The following is an 18,742-nucleotide window of genomic DNA, read 5'->3' as shown; positions in this document are numbered from 1 at the left end:
CAACTCCTCCGTGTGCGCTTCCCCTGGCGTAACGCCGCCGGTGGCGACCCCGTTACGGACCGGCGGGCAGCCGCTGGGCCGGCGCTGCCGCGCCGGCCTGCAGCAGGGCCCCGATCCGCTCGGCCAGCAACGCCGGCCGGTGATCGCGGGCCACGGTGTAGCGGGCCCGGGCGCTCTGCGTGGCGTACCGGGCCGGATCCGACTGGAAACGCCGCACCACGGCCGGGACGTCCGCCGGGCGGCACGGCACCGCGGCACCGCCGAAGGCATCGGCGAGGCGCTCCGGCACCAGCACCACGCATCCGGTCGCGGCGGCCTCCAGGGCGGGCCGGGACACCAGCTCGGCCGTCTGCTCGGCCGGGAAGTGCAGGTAGAAGTCGAGCTGGGCGGCGAACGTACGCGGATCCACGTCGGACGCCTCGTAGACCAGCCAGGACGCCGGCAGCCGGTCCGGGCGCAGCGGGCTCTCCGGCAGCCGGAGCCGGACGTCGGCGTCCCGGCAGCGGCGCGGGACCGCGAGCACCTCGGCCAGGTCACCCGGCCACTCACCGGCGTCGCACAGGTCGGTGCCGACAACGGCCGGACCGCGCGGGTCGGGCAGCGGGCGGGCGACGTCCTGCGGCTCGGCCACGGCCGGCAGGTCGTACGTCGTCAGCTCGGCGCCGGTCAGGGCCGCTCGCACGGCCGCGTCCTGCGGGCACCAGAGCGGCTCCACCCCGAACAGCCGCACCGCCGCGGTCGTCGCCGCCGCCACGGTGTACCGGCGGTCGGTGCCGTCCTGCCGGGCGGGTGCCCGGTCGGCGACCACCAGCACCCGGCGCGGACGGACCCGGCAGCCGTCCTCCGGCGCGAACTGGAGCACCTCGGGCTGGCGTACGAGCAGCACCCCCGCCTCGACCTCGTCGGTCTCCAGCACCTGATCCAGCCGGCCCTCGTTGATCAGCCGCTGGACGGCCGGGCTGAGCGGCCGGCGGTGCTTGTGCACCGAGCGCAGCGCCTCCAGGTGCAGGATCGCGACCGAGTGCCCGGCTCGGCGCAGCGCGTCGATCTCGGCGAGCGCGGACCGCTGGGAGCCGGTGAGGAACCGCCAGTCGGCGGCCACCACCACGTCGTACGCCCCGGCCGGTGTGCCGCCGCTGAGGTGGGCCGGTGCCACGAACGGCCGGTGGCCCGCGGCCCGCTCCCGGTGCAGCGGCCGCGTCGTGGCGTGCCAGCACCGATAGGCCGAGATGTACGCGGTCCGCGCCGGATGCATCCAGTGGGCGCGGATCTCCGCTCGTGACAGCGACCCCTCGGAGAGCCGGATCAGCGCGAGCGCCTCGGCCACCCGGCGCACCGACTTGAAGCCGAACGAGGCCCGGATCCGCTCCACGTACTCCGAGTCGGCGGCCTTGCGTACCTCGTCGAACCAGCCGATCCGGCCGGTCACGGCCTCGCGGCGGAACAGCAGCGAGGAGACGTTGACGCGGCCGCGCCGGATGCCGGGCCGGGTCATCACGAGCTGGTCGGTGACGCTGATCCCCTCGGAGACGGAGGCGACGACGCCCGGCTTGTCGAGCAACGGCCGCAGCTGCAGCTCGATCCGGCGCGGGTGCGACCAGTCGTCGGAGTCCTGGAACGTGACGTATTCGCCGCGTGCCGCCGCGAGCCCCGCGTTGCGGGCCGCGTAGGTGCCGCCGTTGGCGTCCAGGCGGATCACCCGGACCCGTGGATCCAGGTCCGCGGCGGCGGCCAGGACCGTGTCGTAGTCGGCTCCGGAGGCGTCGTCCACCACGATGATCTCGAGGTCCGGCCAGGACTGCGCGGTGATCGAGCGGATCGCGGTGAGCAGGCCGGGCCCCGGGCGGAACGACGTGACGACGACCGAGACGCGCTCACCGGTGGCCTCGGACGCGAGCACCGCGGTGCCGGTCAGCCGGTCGAACGGCAGCTGCTCCGGCGCGGCGGCCAGGGCCGGCGGCGGCGCCGGGAAGAGCGCGCCGAAGCGTGCCAGCCAGGTCTCCTCGGCGGCGGTGCCCCCGGCGTGCGGGTTGGCCAGGTCGATCTCCAGGGCCTCGCGGGCCGCCGCGGGCAGCCGCCGGTACGCGGAGAGCAGGTCACGCGCCTGCTCCGGTCCCTGCCAGGCGTAGGCGAGCTGGGCGTGCAGGACCTGGTGCGCGGCGGGCAGGGCACGGGCGCCCAGGGCGGTGCGGATCAGCCCGTACAGGGCCATCGCGTCGTCCCGGTCGCCGGGCAGCTCGTCCTGCAGCGCGATGGTCTGCGCCAGCCCGGCCAGCTGCTCCGGGTCGAGCCGGCGGCGGATCCGCCGCAACCGGCGGGTGTCGCAGGACCGCGCCGCCTCGAGCAGCTCCTCCAGGGGAATCCCGGCCGCCGCCCGGGCCAGCACCCGGCGGGCCGCCACCGAGCGGTTGCGCATCGCCGTGTACGGCAACGACACCCCGGCTCCGGCGCCGGCCAGGGTGACGTGGTCGTCCAGCAACGCGGCCGGCTGCGCCTCAGCCATCGACTCTCCGTCCGATACCCGGCAATGTCGATCAGCTCAACGCGTCCCGGCCTTCCGGGGTGACGTAGGGTCGGGTTAAAAAGGACATATCGGAATCAGACCGCGGCCAGGACGGCGGCCTCCACCCGGTCCCGCTCGGCCCGCTCCGACCACGTCCCGACCAGGTAGAACGCGTCCACCACGTCACCGCCCAGGGTGGAGATCCGGGCCGCGCGGATCTCCGCACCGGCCTCGTCGAGCGCCGTCGTCACCCGGTACAGCAGGCCGGCCGAGTCAGCCGCGCGCAGCTCCAGCACCACGGCGTCGGTGGCCACGTCACGCTGCCAGACCACGCGGGGCGAGGCGGTGCCACCACGAGCGCTCATCGCGCGGGCGCGCACCCGCTGGGTCACCGAGACGTCACCCGAGGCGACGCGGCGCAGGTCCGCGGCGAGAGCCACCGGATCGTACGGGGACCCGTACCGCGGCTGGGTGTAGAACTCGACGATCGCCCGCCGGTCGACCGTGCTGGTGTTCGCGGCGACCACGTCCAGCCGGTGCATGGCCAGGCAGGCGGCCACCCCGGCGAGCAGTCCCCGGCGGTCGGCAGCGGCCACCGCGATCCGGTCGCCGTCCAGGTGCACCACCGGCAGGCCGCCGTCGAGGAGTTCCGGATCGGGCTGCGGCGGCTCCGGCAGCGCGCCGGTGTCGAGCGCGGTGTGCACCTTGCGGACCAGCTCGGCCATGAGCCGGCCCTTCCAGTCCGACCAGGCGGCCGGGCCGGTGGCGTGCGAGTCGGCGCGAGCGAGCGCGTGCAGCAGGTCGAGGGTGGCGGGGTCGCCGACCGCCTCGGCCACCGCGGAGATGGTCTTCGGATCGCTCAGGTCGCGGCGGGTGGCCACGTCCGGCAGCAGCAGGTGCAGCCGGACCATCTTCTCGACGGTGGCCACGTCCGCCGGCGGCAGGCCGATCCGGGCGGCGATCTCGGCGGCGACCGGCGCACCGGCGACGCTGTGGTCACCGGGCAGGCCCTTGCCGACGTCGTGCAGGAACGCGCCGAGCAGCAGCAGGTCGGGCCGGTCCACCTCACGGGTGTACTTGGTGGCCTCGTAGGCGGCCTGCACGAGGTGCCGGTCGAGGGTGTAGCGGTGGATCGGGTGGTGCTGCGGCAGGCTGCGCATCCGGGCCCACTCGGGCAGCCAGGCGTCGATCAGCCCGTACCGGTCGCAGGTCTCCCAGGCCGGCAGCAGCCCGGCGCCGGATCCCAGCAGCGAGACCAGCGCGGCGCGGGCCGCGGGCGGCCAGGGCGTCGGCAGCGGCGGGCAGAACGCGGCGAGCCACTCGCTGGTGGCGCGGGCCATCGGGAGCTGGGTGACCGCCGCCGCGGCGGCCAGCCGCAGCGAGAGGCTGGGATCCGGGACCGGTCCGATCGCGGTCCGGGCGAGCACCAGCTCGCCGTCCTGCTCCACCACGTCACGGGCGACCGGCCGGCGAGACGTCATGCCCGGCCCGCCACGGCGGCGGCCGCCGCGCAGCCGGTCCACCGCGCGCCAGGCGTCGTCCACGGCATGGGCGACGGTACGGGCGTCGCCCGCCACCCGCCGCAGCAGCGTGTCCGGGTCCTCGATCTCCAGCAGGTCGGCCACGGCCTTGCGCTCCTGTGCGACCAGCCGGTCCACCCGCCTCCCGACCGCGAGGTGCAGCGCGTCGCGGGTGTCGAGCAGGCGCAGGTTGGCGGCGCGGACCGCGGGGCGCATCGTGTCGGCTATCCCGGCCCGGCCGATGCCGCGCAGCAGCGTCACGTCGCGCAGCCCGCCCGCCGCCTCCTTGAGGTCGCCCTCGAGCAGGAAGGCGAGCTCGCCGTGGCTGGTCCAGCGGGACGTGGTGAGTTCCTTGAGCTGCGGCATGAGGCGTACGGCGGTGCGCCGCCACTGGTCGCCGGCAGCGGCGATCATCTCGGCGCTCAGGCGCGCGTCGCCGGCCACGTGCCGGGCGTCGAGCAGGCCGAGCGAGACCTTCACGTCGTCGTGCGCGACCGACAGCGCCTCGGGCAGCGTGCGTACCGAATGGTCCAGCCCCAGCCGGGCGTCCCAGATCGGATACCAGAGCGCCGACGCGATCCGGTCGATCCCGGCCGTGCCGTTGTGCAGCAGGACCAGATCGAGGTCGCTGTACGGCGCGCAGTCCCGGCGCCCGAGGCCGCCCACCGCGAGCAGGCTGACGCCGGTCAGATGCGCCGGGAAGAGCTCTCCCAGCCAAGCGTCGAGCGCCGCCGCCCGTTCGTCACGGGCAGCGGCGCCGATTTGTTCCTTGAGTTTGTCGAGTGAGCCACCGGCGGCCGGGCGTGCCGGCGGGGCAGGCGGCTCACTCAACGGGTTCGTCATGTCGATTACAGGGCGTCGAGGCCGCGCTCGCCGGTGCGGACCCGGACGACCTCGTCCACCGAGGTCACCCAGACCTTCCCGTCACCGATCTTGCCGGTCCGCGAGGCGGTGATCACCGCGTCGACGATCTTCTCGACGTCGATCTCGTCGGTCAGCACCTCGACCTTGATCTTCGGCAAGAACTCCACCGTGTACTCGGCACCCCGGTACACCTCGGTGTGGCCCTTCTGCCGGCCGTAGCCCTGTACCTCGCTCACGGTGAGCCCGGCGACGCCCAGTGCGTGCAGGGCCTCCTTCACCGCGTCGAGCTGGTAAGGCTTGATGACTGCGGTCACCAGCTTCATGCTCAATCCTTCCATCGGAGCAGCCATCGGGGGAATCTAGCTGGAGACCTTCTGGCTGACGGAAGCCTTGCCGTCAGCGTCCAGGGTTTCTTTGTTTCCGATGCCGGCCATGGCGAACGCGCCGCCGCCACCGGAACCGGACGCCGGGGTGAGGTCGTAACCGGTCTCACCGTGGTCGGCGATGTCGATGCCGCCCACCTCGGACTCCTCGCTGACCCGCAGGAGCTTGACGGCCTTCAGGATCAGGGCGAGCAGCGCCGCGATCGCGAAGGAGTAGACGGTCACGATGCCGCTGGCCGCGAACTGCCGGCCGAGCTGGGTCAGGCCGCCGCCGTAGAAGAGGCCCTCGCTGGCGTTGAGGATCTCCGGGTCCGCGATGGCCGAGTTGACCTGGGCGGTGGCGAAGAAGCCGATGGCCAGCGAGCCGATCCAGCCGCCGACGAAGTGGACGCCGACCACGTCGAGCGAGTCGTCGTAGCCGAAGCGGTACTTCAGGCCGACCGCCAGGGCGCAGAGGGCACCGGCGATGAGACCGATGATGATCGCGGCGAACGGCGCCACGAAACCACAGGCGGGGGTGATGGCGACCAGACCGGCGACCGCACCGGAGGAGGCGCCGACCAGGGTGGGCTTGCCGTCACGCAGCCACTCCACCACGATCCAGCCGAGCAGCGCCGCGGCCGTGGCGACCTGGGTGTTGATGAAGGCGAAGACGGTGGTGCCGTCGACGGTCAGCTCGGAGCCGGCGTTGAAGCCGAACCAGCCGAACCAGAGCAGGCCCGCGCCGAGCGCCACGAACGGCACGTTGTGCGGCCGCATGTTCTCCTTCGGCCAGCCGACCCGCTTGCCCAGGATCAGGCAGAGCGCCAGCGCCGCGGCACCGGCGTTGATGTGCACCGCGGTACCACCGGCGAAGTCGAGGGCGCGGATGTCGGTGCCGATGAAGCCACCGCCCCAGACCCAGTGGGCGACCGGGACGTAGACGATGGTGAACCAGCCGAGGGCGAAGAGGACCCAGCCGCCGAACTTCATGCGGTCCGAGACCGCACCGCTGATCAGCGCGACGGTGATGATGGCGAACATCATCTGGAAGGCCATGAAGGCGTACGTCGGGATGCCGGTGTTGGCGCCGAAGAACAGCCACTCTTCAGTGATCTTGTCGGTGCCCGTACCGAAGTAGGTCGAGAAGTTGCCGATGACCTTGTTCAGGCCCTCGCTGTCGTTGACACCGAACGCGAGGGTGAAGCCGTAGATGACCCACAGGACGCTGACGAGCCCGATACACGAGAAGCTCATCATCATCATGTTCAGAACGCCCTTGGACCGGTTGAGGCCACCGTAGAACAGCGCCAGACCCGGTGTCATGAGCAAAACGAGCGCAGACGACAGGAGCAACCAGGCGGTATTGCCGGTGTTGATCTCCACGCTGCCTCCTCTCGGATTAAGGTGTCCTCTCACACCCGACCTGGAGGCGGCGTCGCCTGCTGGCCGGTTCGGCGCGAAGCCTTCCGGCCGGCTGTTTCGAGTACGGTCTACGCACGATTTCCGGCACGTCACGCATTGTTTCCGACGTGTGAAGAAACTCTCACAGCCTTGTCGATCATAGGCGCGAGCTGGCCCGATATCGGCCGATCAGACGGAGTTCCCTAGCGAAGGGCGTATTCGAGGGTGTGTCGCTCGTAATCGAGCAGACGCAGATCGCGCATCGGGCGGCGCAGGTGGCCCTTGTGCACAATGCGGACGAAGGCCGGGTCGCCGGCCGCCGCCATCCGGCGGATCCCCTCGACGTGGTCGACGATGCGCTTGCGGATGGTCCGCACCAGGCGGTGGCGGTCGCGCGGGATCAGCCCGTAGGCGTCGGCGAACAGCCGCAGGCGCCGCGGCCGGTTGGGCCGCTTCCACCCCAGCGTGTACGAGTCCCGGTCGCTGAACAGCGGCACCCAGGTCCACGCCGCGTACGCCACGTCGTACAGACGTGAGCCGGGCGACGCGAGATCGAAATCGATGAGGGCGAGTGTCCCGTCCGGCCGCCAGACCACGTTGTGCGGCGCGGCGTCGTGGTGACAGATCACCTCGGTGTCCGGCGGCGGCGGCCCGAACGAGCGCCACACCGCGCCGGGCGGAGGAACGAAACCGTACTGCGCGTCGTGGAACATGCGCAGCATCGTGGCGACGGTGACCAGCGCTTCCTCGGTCACCCAGTGCGGGGCCAGCGGGTACTCCCCGCACTCCCCGTCCAGATAGGAGAGGACCTCACGGCCCTTCTCGTCCATGCCGAGGGCGTGCGGCGAACCGGTGAAACCCACCCGCTCCAGGTGGTTGAGCAGGGCGTGCACGGCGGGTGTCCACGGGCCCGCGTTGCGCCGGACGGTGTCGCCGATCCGGGAGACCGTGCTGACGTTGCCACCGTGCAGCGGTATCTCGCGCACCGGCTCCTGCGTCACTCACGACCTCCCGACCCTGACAGCTCCACCGAAGCCTACGCGTCCCCGCCAAGAAGGGCTTCGACGAAGGCCTTCGGCTCGAACGGGGCCAGATCGTCCGGTCCCTCACCGAGACCCACCAGCTTGACCGGAATTCCCAGCTTGCGCTGCACCGCGATGACGATGCCGCCCTTCGCGGTGCCGTCGAGCTTGGTCAGCACCACCCCGGTGACGTCCACCACCTCGGTGAACACCCGCGCCTGCTCGAGTCCGTTCTGTCCCGTCGTCGCGTCGAGCACGAGCAGCGTCTCGTCGACCGGGCCGTGCTTCTCCACGACCCGCTTGACCTTGCCCAGCTCGTCCATCAGCCCGACCTTGTTCTGCAGCCGCCCGGCCGTGTCGACCACCACCGTGTCCACGCCGATGTCGATACCCCGCTTCACCGCGTCGAACGCCACGCTGGCCGGATCTCCCCCTTCCGGGCCACGGACGGTCTCCGCGCCGACCCGCTCACCCCAGGTCGACAGCTGCTCGGCGGCGGCCGCGCGGAATGTGTCGGCGGCGCCGAACAGCACGGTGCGCCCGTCCGCGATCAGGACCCGGCCGATCTTGCCGCAGGTGGTGGTCTTGCCGGCCCCGTTCACGCCGACCACCAGCATCACCGCGGGACGCCCGTCGTGCGGCGTGGTCCGCAGGCTGCGGTCCATGTCCGGTTCGAGCGCCGCGACGAGCTCCTCGGTGAGCTGCTCCCGGACCTCCGAGACGGTACGCGTACCGAGAATCCGGACCCGCTCCCGCAGCCGCTCCACGATCACCTGGGTCGCCTCGACCCCGACGTCCGCGGTGATCAGGCTGTCCTCGATCTCCTCCCAGTCGTCCTCCTCCAGGTGGTCCCGGGAGAGCACGCTGAGCAGGCCGCGGCCGAGGGCGGTCTGCGAGCGGGCCAGGCGCGCGCGCAGCCGGACCAGGCGGCCCGCGGTCGGCGCCGGCTTCTCCAGCACCGGCTCCTCGACGACCGGCTCTTCGATCACCGGCTGTTCGACCGCCGGTTCCTCGATCACCGGCTCCTCGACAACCGGCCGTTCGATCAACGGCGGAAGCTCGTCGGTGGTCGTCGGCGGGCGCTCGAGGGTGGTGGTCGTGCCCGAGGTCGGCGGCGGCGGGAGCTCCCGGCGGCGCATCCTCGGCACCACCAGGCCGACCGCGCCCACGACCAGGACGACGAGCAGGATCACTGCGGCGACCACGTATTCCATGCCCGAATCCTGACAGATGAGCGATCCTCCCGTGGCGAGGGCCACGCACTGGCGGTTCGATGCCCAGGTGGCGGAGGATGGGACGCCCCCGAACGACAGCGTGGAGGATCTTTCGATGCGCCAACTCCCCGGCGTGGTCCGATGACCGCACAACTGCTCATCGGACCGGTGCTGCGCCGCGTCGTCGGTGACCGAGCGACCCTGTGGCTGGAGACCAGCGAACCCGCCGAGGTGCGGGTCGAGGTCGACGGCGGCGGCGCCGGCTCGGTGCGCACTTTTTCGGCGTACGGCCACCACTACGCAATCGTGATCGTCAACGGCCTCGTGCCGGACTCGTCGAGCACCTATCGGGTGACGCTCGACGATCGCGTGGTGTGGCCCGCGGAGGACTCGGCGTACCCCGCGCCGGTCATCCGCACCAGGGCCGCCGACGACCACGCCCAGCCGGTGAGCCTGACCTTCGGCTCGTGCCGTGAGGCGACGCCGGAGGCGACCAGCCGCCGCCTGCCGCCCGACGCCCTGGACGCGTACGCGCGCCGGCTGATGGCCGACCCGGACGCCCGCCCGGACACGCTGGTGCTGCTCGGCGACCAGGTGTACGCGGACAAGACCTCGGCGAAGGTGCGCAAGTTCCTCAAGCACCGCCGCGGCAACGGCCACCACGGCCCGGAGACCGAGGTGGTCAGCTTCGAGGAGTACACGAAGCTGTACCTGGAGTCGTGGCGCGACCCGGAGGTGCGGTGGCTCTTCTCCACCGTCCCCAGCGTGATGATCTTCGACGACCACGAGCTGATCGACGACTGGAACACCTCGGCCGCCTGGCGCGCCGAGATGGCCCGGGAGTCCTGGTGGCGCGAGCGGATCGCCGGCGGGCTCGCCTCCTACTGGATCTATCAGCACGTCGGCAACCTGAGCCCGGACGAGCTCGCCGCCGACCCGCTGTTCCAGAAGGTGTCGGCCGCGGACGACGCCACCGACCTGCTGCACGAGTTCGGCCGCCGGGTCGACGAGCCGGAGTCGGCCGAGAACACCGACCAGCCGTACCGGTGGAGTTTCGCCCTCGACCTGGGCCGCACCCGCCTCGTCGTGCTGGACAACCGGTGCAACCGCGTGCTCACCCCGGGCGGCCGGGCCATGCTGCCCGCCGAGGAGTGGAACTGGTTCGTGAACCAGGCCCACGGCGACTACGACCACCTGGTCGTCGGATCCTCCCTGCCCTGGCTCATGCCGCCCGCCATCCACCACTTCGAGTCGTGGAACGAGCGGATCGCCGAGTCGCACCGCCCCCGCACCGCCGCGTTCGGCGAGACTCTGCGCCGGGCCGTCGACCTGGAGCACTGGGCCGCGTTCGGCAAGTCCTTCGCGGCCCTCGGTGAGCTGTTCCGCCGTCTCGGCGAGGGCGGCCCCGGCGCGCCCGGACACCGCGTCGGCGCCGGCGGCGCGTACGCGGCACCCGCCTCGATCAGCGTGCTCTCCGGCGACGTCCACCACTCGTACGTCGCCCGCGCCGACTTCGGGCACGCGATGGTGACCCCGGTGATGCAGCTCACCTGCTCGCCGATCCACAACCAGGTGCCCGCCCCCATGCGGCCGCTCATGCGGTTCAGCTGGTCCCGCACGGTCGCCCGGGTGGCACGCGGGCTCTCCAAGACCGCCGGGGTACGCAAGCCCGCGCTGCGCTGGAAGCGTCTGGCCGGGCCGTACTTCGGCAACGCCGTGGCGACGCTGCACCTCTCTGGCGCCACCGCCACCGCCCGGATCGAGGGCACCACCAAGGACGGCGGCCTGTTCGACGTGGCCGCCGTCGAGTACCACCCCGCGAATCCGGTGGCGGCCAGCACGACCGTCCCCCAGGATGTCGCTTGATGACTACCTGGACCGCGCCACCGGCGCATCGTGTTTCCGAACCACTGACCGGCGACGAGCGCGCCATGTTGCAGGGCTGGCTGGACTGGCACCGGCAGACCCTGCTCGGCAAGTGCACCGGCCTGACCGCCGAGCAGTTGCGGACGACGTCCGTCGAGCCGTCCACGCTGACGCTGCTCGGGCTGGTCCGGCACATGACCGAGGTGGAGCGCGGCTGGTTCCGCAAGGGTGCCGGCGGCCGGCGCGACCTGCCGGAGGTCTACTGCTCACCGGACAACCGGGACGGCGACTTCGACGACGTGGCGACCGCCGACGCCGAGGCCGACCTCGCCACCTTCCTCGCCGAGATCGAACTCGCCGACGCGGCGGCCGCCGACCTGCCGCTGGACAGCGAACACCAGGGCCGCAGCGGGCCGATCAGCCTGCGCTGGGTCTACCTCCACATGATCGAGGAGTACGCCCGCCACAACGGCCACGCCGACCTGCTCCGCGAGCGCATCGACGGCGCCACCGGCGACTGACGTCAGTCCAGGGCGGGGATGCTCGCCCGGCCCCGGTCCACCACGGCGAAGGAGCTCATCGCGTCGCCCTCGCCGCTCTCCTGGACCACCACCTGCCCGTCGTCCGGCGTCGCCAGCGCGAACAGCCCCGCGACCTCGAGATAGCGGCCCGGCTCGTTCTGGGCGGCGGGCAGCGTGAAGATCTGATCCCGGTCACCGGCGTCGCAGGCGTCGGTGCGCAGCCGCAGCGGTTCGCTCCCGCCCGGCGAGTGGACCTTGAGACACCAGGTCTCCCCGCCGGTCCGCAGCTTCCCCGTCTTGATCATGAATTTCTCCGAGCCGGGCCGGTTCGGCGTCGCGACGAACAGCGCGCGCTCGCTCTCCCGGCCGGCCAGCTCCACCAGGCCGTCGGCCCCCACCGACAGCACCCTGGTCCCACCCGACGCGACGGTCGCGAACACCACCTGCCGGTCACCGCGCGGCAGCGGCCCCGGCCCGTCCGGCGTCCCCGGCTTCGCCGGCGCTGAAGCCGGCGCTGAACCCGACGCCGAAGCCGACGCCGAAGCCGGCGCCGAAGCCGGCCCCGAGACCGGTGCCGAACTCTCCGTCGCTTCAACGGCCACCGGCACGGCCGGCGGCCGCTCCGCAGCCGAGCACGCCGCGACACTCAGCAGCAGCGCGAACGCACCCACCCGACCGACAACTGACATGAACGCCCCCTCAAGCGCAGGTGCCGTTCCGGCACAGCGCTCATCCTCGAAGAGGAAGCCGATCAACCAAATCCCGGAAAGATGCCGATCACTCCGGGAGATCGAGCGCCTTGCGCAGGTACGGCAGGTGCTCGGTGCCCGTCCAGCGGTACGCGGGGAGGTTCGCGGCTCGGGCGCCGCGGATCACGCGGTCGTCGTCGTCGACGAGAAGCACGTGTTTCGGCAGATGGCCGATCAGCTCGCAGGCCTGCTGGAAGTACTCCGGCGCCGGCTTGTGGACCTTGAGCTCCCAGGAGCTGATCACCAGGTCGACCTCGGTGGTGAGCCCGAGCGCGTCCAGGTCGTCGCGGAGCCGGTCGGTGGCGTTGGTGGCGATGCCGACCGGGCGCCCGGCCGCGCGCACCTCGCGCACGAAGGCCAGCACCTCGGGATCGACCTCGCCCCGGTACGCCTGCCACTCGGCGACGGCGGCGGCCGCCTCCTCGCCGTCGAGCGGCAGCCGGTCGGCGACCAGCCGCATCCACTCGGCGTCGGTGATCTCGCCGGCCATCGCGGGCCGGTAGATGTCCCACGCCATCGCGGTCTCCAGGAAGGAGGCCGGCTTGAGCCCGTACTTCAGCTCGGCGGCGATCATCGGGGCCGGGTCCCAGCGGCGCAGCACGCCGTCCAGGTCGATGAGCAGGGCCTGGGCGCGGTCGCGCATGCTGTTCTAGTCCTCCGGTTCGGGGTTGAGCCGCTGGCTGATCACCTGGGTGACGCCCGCGCGCATCGTGACGCCGTACAGGGCGTCGGCGACCTCCATGGTGCGCTTCTGGTGCGTGATGATGAGCAGCTGGCTCTTCTCCCGCAGCTGACGGAAGAGCGTAATCAACCGGCCCAGGTTGACGTCGTCGAGGGCCGCCTCCACCTCGTCCATGATGTAGAAGGGCGAGGGGCGGGCCCGGAAGATCGCGCAGAGCATGGCGACCGCGGTCAGCGAGCGCTCGCCGCCGGAGAGCAGCGAGAGCCGCTTGATCTTCTTGCCCGGCGGGCGGGCCTCCACCTCGACGCCGGTGGTGAGCATGTCCTCCGGGTCGGTGAGCACGAGCCGGCCCTCACCGCCGGGGAAGAGCACCTGGAACACGGTCTGGAACTCACGTGCGGTGTCCTCGAAGGCCGACGTGAAGACCTCGAGGATCCGGTCGTCGACGTCCTTGACGACGGTGAGCAGGTCCTTGCGGGTGGCCTTGAGGTCCTCCAACTGGTCGGAGAGGAACTTGTACCTCTCCTCCAGCGCGGCGAACTCCTCCAGCGCCAGCGGGTTGACCTTGCCGAGCAGGGTGAGGTCGCGCTCGGCCTTGTTGGCCCGCTTTTCCTGGGTGGGCCGGTGGAACGGCGCCGGATCCGGGATCGGCTTGCCGTCCTTCTCGGCCTGCGCCACGTCGGCCTGTGACGGCGGCACCAGCTGGTCCGGGCCGTACTCGCTGATCAGCGTCTCGACGTCGAGCGAGAAGTCCTCGGCCGCCTTGGCCTCCAGCTGCTCGATGCGCATCCGCTGCTCGGCGCGGGCCATCTCGTCGCGGTGCACCTCGCTGGTGAGCCGCTCCAGCTCCGTGCCGAGGCGTTTCGCGCTCGCTCGTACCTCCTGGAGCTCGGCCTCCCTGCTGGTGCGCGCCTGGGCGAGCTGGTCCCGGGCCTCGACCGCCTCGGCGAGCGAGACCGCGACCCGCTGCAGTGCCGCGCCCGCGCCGAGCGCGACCGCGCGAGCGATCTCGGCGCCCCGGGCGCGCGCGGCCCGCCGGGCCGCGGCCCGTTCCCGGGCCTGACGCTCGGCGTTGGCCTGGCGCAGCAGGGAGTCGGCGCGGCCGGCGATGGAGGAGACCCGCTCCTCGGCCGTACGCACCGCCAGCCGGACCTCCATCTCGTTCTGCCGGGACTGCGGCACGAGGGCGGCCAGCCGGTCCCGTTCCTCGGTGGAGGGCTCCTCGTCGATCGGGGTGGACTCGGCCGCCTCGAGGCGCTCCTCCAGCTCGGCGAGGCGCAGCAGGTCGGTCTCCCGGGCCGCCTCGGCCTTCTGCCGGGAGGCGCCGAGACGCTCGCTCTCGGCCTTGGCGGAACGGGCCGCGGCACCCAGTTCGGCGAGCCGGCGGGCAGCGGCGTTGCGCTCGCCCTCGGCGGCCCGCTTTGCCTGCGCGGCCACGGCGACCGCCTGCTTGAGCTCGGCGACCTCGGCCCGCGCGGCGCCCAGCTGGTCCTTGACCTCGGCGATGGTCTGCTCGGCGACGGCCCGCTGGGCCTTGGCCTCGTCGACCGCCGCCTGCACCTCGATGTAGCTGGTCGCCTTCGAGGAACCGCCGGCCGCCGCGTACGCGCCGACGACGTCGCCCTCCGGCGTCACCGCCCGCAGTTCGGCGTTGCCGGCGACCAGGCGGACGGCCGCGGCCAGGTCCGGCACGAGCGCCACGTCGCGCAGGGCGCGGTTGAGGGCCGGGCGGATCTGGTCCGGGCAGTCGATCACCTCGGGCGCCCAGACGGCACCCTCCGGCAGGGCGGGGCGCAGGCTTTCGAGCGAGCCGCGCATCCCGGGCCCGGCGGCACCGGCGACCACGAGGTCGGCACGCCCGGCGTCGGCGATCTTGAGCGTACGCATGGCCTCGACCGCCTCGTCGACGCCGGCCAGTGCCACCGCGTCCGCCAGGCCGCCCAGTGCCGCCGCCAGCGCCACCTCGTGACCCGGCCGCACGCTCAGCATCGACGCCAGGCTGCCCAGCAGTCCCGGCACCTCGCCCGCCCTGGCGAGCAGCGCCCCCGCGCCGTCCTTGCGCTTGAGGCCGAGCCCGAGCGCCTCCTCGCGGGCCTTCCAGCTCGCGGCGTCCTTCTCCGCGGCCCGTTCCGCGTCGGACAGCTCCCGCACCACGGCGGCGGCCCGGTCGTGTGTCGCGACCGCCTCGTCGTGGCGGGCGTCCAGGTCGGCGTTGTCCCGGTCGGCCTCGGACGACTCGGCGGCCACCAGGTCCACCTCGGCCTGCGCCGCCTCGGCACGCATCAGCGCGTCGGTGTGCGCCGCCGCGAGCCGCTCGATCTCCTCGGCCGCGCTGCTGGTCCGGGCCCGCGCCGCGTTGACGTTGCCGGCGAGCTTGGCCAGCCCCTCCCGGCGGTCCGCGATCGCCTTGGCCGCCGTACGCAGGGCGCCCTCGGCACCGGCCAGCTGCCGTTCCAGGTCCTGCCGGTACTCGACCGCCTCGGCCAGCCGCATCTGGTCCTCGGTGAGGGCCTCGCGCAGCTCCTCCTCCTGCTCGCGGACCCGCTCGGCCTCGGCCTCGAGCATCTCCGGGTCGCGGCCGGGCCGCTCGTCGTCCGGGGTGGCGGCCAGGTGCCGCAGGCGCTCGGTGGCGAGCTGCTCGGTGGAACGGAACCGCTCCTGGAGGGTGGAGAGCTTGTACCAGGTGTCCTGCGCGGCCTGCAGCAGCGGAGCGTCCTCGGCGTGCGCCGCCTCGAGCTCGGCGAGCCAGCGGTTGACCTCGCGGTTCTCCTCCTCGACCTGCTGGCGGCGCTCGCGCATCGCCGACTCGTCAGCGATCTCCTTGTCCAGGGTCGTGCGCAGCGTGTGCAGGTCGTCGGCGAGCAGCCGGAGCCGGGCGTCACGCAGGTCGGACTGGATGCCGGCCGCGCGCCGGGCCACCTCGGCCTGCCTGCCGAGCGGCTTGAGCTGGCGGCGCAGCTCGGTGGTGAGGTCACCGAGGCGGTTGAGGTTCACCTGCATCGCGTCGAGCTTGCGGATCGCCTTCTCTTTGCGCTTGCGGTGCTTGAGTACGCCGGCCGCCTCCTCGATGAACGCGCGGCGGTCCTCGGGCTTGGCGTGCAGCATCGCGTCGAGCCGGCCCTGACCGACGATGATGTGCATCTCACGGCCGATGCCGGAGTCGCTGAGCAGCTCCTGGATGTCGAGCAGCCGGCAGGAGTTGCCGTTGATCTCGTACTCGCTGGCGCCGTCGCGGAACATCCGGCGTGTGATCGACACCTCGGTGTAGTCGATCGGCAGGGCGCCGTCGTTGTTGTCGATGGTGAGCGTCACCTCGGCACGGCCCAGCGGCGCGCGGCCGGCCGTACCGGCGAAGATGACATCCTCCATCTTTCCGCCACGGAGCGCTTTCGCGCCCTGCTCGCCGAGAACCCAGGCGATGGCGTCGACGACGTTGGACTTGCCGGATCCGTTCGGGCCCACGACACAGGTGATGCCCGGTTCCAGCCGCAACGTGGTAGCGGAGGCGAAGGACTTGAAGCCCTTGACCGTCAGGCTCTTGAGGTGCACGGATCTCCGAGGGTCGGCGGTGGTCTGCTGGTGGCAGGCTACCCGCAGGTGCTCGACGCGGCAGGAACACGCCGCGCCCGGCGGGACCGCAGGAGGGGAAAAAGGGACAAAAAGCTGCGCGCCGCCACATTCGTGGAGGCGCGCTTTTTCTTCCTTACATCTGCTTCTTCAGGTGCGTGTGGTGCGAGGGGATGGAACGCCGGGTGGTCACCCCGCAATACCACCGGCGCTCGGCCTTGCTCAGGTCAGCGCGGGCTCTGTCAGCCGCGCGAACTCGTCCGCCTCAACCGCCGCCGCGGCCAGACGGTCGTTTTCCGCCCGCAGGCGGGTGACCTCGAACTCAAGGGCCTGCACCCTGGAACGCAGTCGGGTGACCTCGTCGAGGAGGCGCCGGTCGGGCGCCGCACCTACGTGGCCGTAGAGGGCCTTCGCCATCGTGACTCCTTGTGACGCGCTGCGTCTCGTTGTGATCGTTGCCGGAACAGCCGGCCAACGTGCGCCCAGTGCGTGGTGAACACCCAAAGCGCTCACGGGCACGCGAGAGCACAGAATCCCGCCCTGGAAATCAAGCGAGGTTCTTCAGGTGCAGATGCTCACGCCCTGGTTTACTCGTGCTCTGAGTGGTACCGGGGCATGAGTGGGCGCGACTGGCGACAACTCCATAGTCCGCCGATACCCACCCTCCGTCAAGCCGGGGCTTCCGTGGTTACGCGCTCGGAAACAGTGAATCACGCCACCACGGGTCTTCATCAGCTGTTATGCACCTTCCGCGGCTTTGCTGATCTAGCATGCGCGGGTCTGGGCGAGGATTGTGGAACGGCTGTCGATGCGAGGGGCGTCCGCAGCTAACCCCCTTTCGGGCAAATTCGGGCAAACCTGGGCGACAAATCTGGGCAAATGGTACGTAATTGTGTCGCCTAGCCGACATGCTCCAGCAACTTTCGCGGGTTGCGTCGTTGCGTCCAGCGTGAATCCGACCCCGTCGCGTGAGCGCATCTGCCTGTTGACCGGCGGCGGGTACCCGTACCGGCGGGATGCGCTCGGTGGGTGGTGCCGGACCCTGGTGGAGGGACTGCGCCGCTTCCGCTTCGAGTTGCTGACCGTCACGGACCGTGAATTGCCGTCCGCACCGGCGTACCCGCTCCCGTTCAATGTCGGCTCGGCGCGTGCTGTCGCGCTCGGGCGTGACCCGGGCCGTGTCGTGCGGCGGCGGGTCAGCGCACCGGACGGCGCCGCCGAGGCGGCCGCGCTGCTGTGCCGCGGACTGCTCGGTGACGAGACGCTGGTCACGGGCGATTTCGCCAAAGGTCTGCGCCGGATCGCGGAGCTGCACACGGCGAAGCTGGAGAACCCGCTCGCGGGGGTGCCGCTCAGTGACGCGCTGCTGGAGGCGTGGAGGCAGCGGCAGCAGGGGTCCGAGCCGGCGCCACTGCCGCGGCTCAGTGTGCGGGACGCGCGTACGGCGGCGACGCTGCTGCGGCACGCGCTGCGGGCGATGGCGGTGCCGCTGCCCGAGGTGGAGCTCGTGCACTGTGTGGGCGGGACCACGCCGCTGCTGGCCGCGCTGGCCGGGCGGTGGCGGACCGGGACACCGCTGCTGCTCACCGAGGCGCGGGCCGCGGTGCCACGGCAGCGGCCCGCCGAGGACCGGCTGTCGGTGGGCGTGCGGACGGTGCTGCGGCGGTTCAGGACGTCGGTGGCACGCATCGGGTACGCCGAGGCGGAGCTCATCGCACCGCTGAGCACGTATCACCACGGCTGGGCCCTGGAACACGGCGCGGTGCCGTCCCGGCTGGTCCAGGTGCCCGCGGGGGTGGATCCGCGGGAGTACCCACTGGCCGTCGAACTGGGCCAGAACCCGGCGGTCGTCTGGGCCGGCAGCGGCGGGCCGGACAGCGGCCTGGCGCTGGTGCTCGAGGCGTTCCGCGAGGTCGCGGCGGCCGTGCCGGGTGCGGTGCTGCACCTGGTCGGCGTCACCGCGGCGCACGAGGACCACTGCTCCGAGCAGATCGAGCGGACCGGGCTGGGCCGCGCGGTACGGCTGCACCCGCTGCCGGCCGACCCGCGCGACCGCTACACCGTCGGCCAGGTCGTGGCGCACGTGCCGGGGCCGGCCGACCCGCCGTACCGGCTGGTGGAGGCGATGATGTCGGGCCGCGCGGTAGTCGGGGTGGATGTGGGACCGGCCGGTGAGACGCTCGGCGACACCGGGGTCCTGGTGCCGCCGAACGACCCGTCGGAGCTCGCGCTCGCCGTCGTCGACCTGCTGCGTACCCCGGCCAAGCGCCGCGCGCTCGGCGACGCGGCCCGCCAGCGAGCGCTCAACCACTTCACCGTCGACCGGGTGGTCCGGGTCTACGGCGCGCTCTACACCGATCTGGCCGCGCCGGCACCGGCACCGGCCTTCCCCCTGGCGCTCACCGTCCCGGCGCCCCGCACCACGATGCCGGCCACCGTGCGCTGGCTGATCCGGGAGCACTGAGAAA

The 18,742-nt window shown here is 72.2% G+C and carries 13 protein-coding genes; 3 read left to right on the top strand and 10 right to left on the bottom strand.

The annotated features are described in order from the left end of the window. Positions 1 to 52 precede the first annotated feature (52 nt). The 6 genes from AB0M02_RS04385 to ftsY all read right to left on the bottom strand — a co-directional run bounded on the left by AB0M02_RS04385 (position 53) and on the right by ftsY (position 8,889). Complete coding sequence (locus tag AB0M02_RS04385; protein ID WP_364221226.1) at positions 53 to 2,503, bottom strand: glycosyltransferase family A protein; 2,451 nt, start codon at positions 2,501 to 2,503, stop codon at positions 53 to 55. 95 nt (positions 2,504 to 2,598) lie between these two features. Continuing rightward, positions 2,599 to 4,866 (bottom strand): [protein-PII] uridylyltransferase, encoded by a 2,268-nt coding sequence (locus AB0M02_RS04380; protein WP_364221223.1) that lies wholly within the window; start codon positions 4,864 to 4,866, stop codon positions 2,599 to 2,601. A 5-nt stretch (positions 4,867 to 4,871) separates the two neighbouring features. Continuing rightward, positions 4,872 to 5,210: a P-II family nitrogen regulator gene (locus AB0M02_RS04375; RefSeq protein WP_328461554.1), complete on the bottom strand. Its 339-nt coding sequence runs from the start codon at positions 5,208 to 5,210 to the stop codon at positions 4,872 to 4,874. A 36-nt stretch (positions 5,211 to 5,246) separates the two neighbouring features. After that, complete coding sequence (locus AB0M02_RS04370; RefSeq protein ID WP_364221219.1) at positions 5,247 to 6,635, bottom strand: ammonium transporter; 1,389 nt, start codon at positions 6,633 to 6,635, stop codon at positions 5,247 to 5,249. Between the two features lie 221 nt (positions 6,636 to 6,856). Then, on the bottom strand, positions 6,857 to 7,654 hold the full coding sequence (locus AB0M02_RS04365; RefSeq protein WP_364221216.1) for an aminoglycoside phosphotransferase family protein: 798 nt from the start codon (positions 7,652 to 7,654) through the stop codon (positions 6,857 to 6,859). Between the two features lie 35 nt (positions 7,655 to 7,689). Continuing rightward, on the bottom strand, positions 7,690 to 8,889 hold the full coding sequence (gene ftsY, locus AB0M02_RS04360) for a signal recognition particle-docking protein FtsY (protein WP_364221213.1): 1,200 nt from the start codon (positions 8,887 to 8,889) through the stop codon (positions 7,690 to 7,692). 141 nt (positions 8,890 to 9,030) lie between these two features. Here ftsY and AB0M02_RS04355 point away from each other — a divergent pair, with 141 nt between their 5' ends. Beyond that, positions 9,031 to 10,755 (top strand): alkaline phosphatase D family protein, encoded by a 1,725-nt coding sequence (locus AB0M02_RS04355; protein WP_364221210.1) that lies wholly within the window; start codon positions 9,031 to 9,033, stop codon positions 10,753 to 10,755. Beyond that, positions 10,755 to 11,276 (top strand): DinB family protein, encoded by a 522-nt coding sequence (locus AB0M02_RS04350; protein WP_364221207.1) that lies wholly within the window; start codon positions 10,755 to 10,757, stop codon positions 11,274 to 11,276. Before AB0M02_RS04355 ends, AB0M02_RS04350 begins: the two co-directional genes overlap by 1 nt. A gap of 2 nt (positions 11,277 to 11,278) precedes the next feature. Here the strand turns inward: AB0M02_RS04350 and AB0M02_RS04345 are convergent, their stop codons facing one another. The 4 genes from AB0M02_RS04345 to AB0M02_RS04330 form a co-directional block, all read right to left on the bottom strand. Next, complete coding sequence (locus tag AB0M02_RS04345) at positions 11,279 to 11,965, bottom strand: hypothetical protein (RefSeq protein WP_364221204.1); 687 nt, start codon at positions 11,963 to 11,965, stop codon at positions 11,279 to 11,281. An 88-nt stretch (positions 11,966 to 12,053) separates the two neighbouring features. Next, positions 12,054 to 12,668 carry an HAD-IA family hydrolase gene (locus tag AB0M02_RS04340; RefSeq protein WP_364221201.1) on the bottom strand — a complete coding sequence of 205 codons (615 nt, stop codon included), beginning with the start codon at positions 12,666 to 12,668 and terminating at the stop codon, positions 12,054 to 12,056. 6 nt (positions 12,669 to 12,674) lie between these two features. Next, complete coding sequence (smc, locus tag AB0M02_RS04335) at positions 12,675 to 16,256, bottom strand: chromosome segregation protein SMC (RefSeq protein ID WP_364221198.1); 3,582 nt, start codon at positions 16,254 to 16,256, stop codon at positions 12,675 to 12,677. 240 nt (positions 16,257 to 16,496) lie between these two features. Then, positions 16,497 to 16,691 (bottom strand): hypothetical protein, encoded by a 195-nt coding sequence (locus tag AB0M02_RS04330; protein WP_364221195.1) that lies wholly within the window; start codon positions 16,689 to 16,691, stop codon positions 16,497 to 16,499. Positions 16,692 to 17,223: 532 nt separating this feature from the next. On the opposite strand from AB0M02_RS04330, the gene AB0M02_RS04325 reads away from it, so the two are divergent. Further along, positions 17,224 to 18,738: a DUF3492 domain-containing protein gene (locus AB0M02_RS04325; protein WP_364221193.1), complete on the top strand. Its 1,515-nt coding sequence runs from the start codon at positions 17,224 to 17,226 to the stop codon at positions 18,736 to 18,738. Positions 18,739 to 18,742 lie beyond the last annotated feature (4 nt).

This window comes from Actinoplanes sp. NPDC051861 (assembly GCF_040681145.1).
Lineage (GTDB): Bacteria > Actinomycetota > Actinomycetes > Mycobacteriales > Micromonosporaceae > Actinoplanes.
Note: the sequence above shows the minus strand (reverse complement) of the source record. Positions and strands in the feature narration are given on the sequence as shown.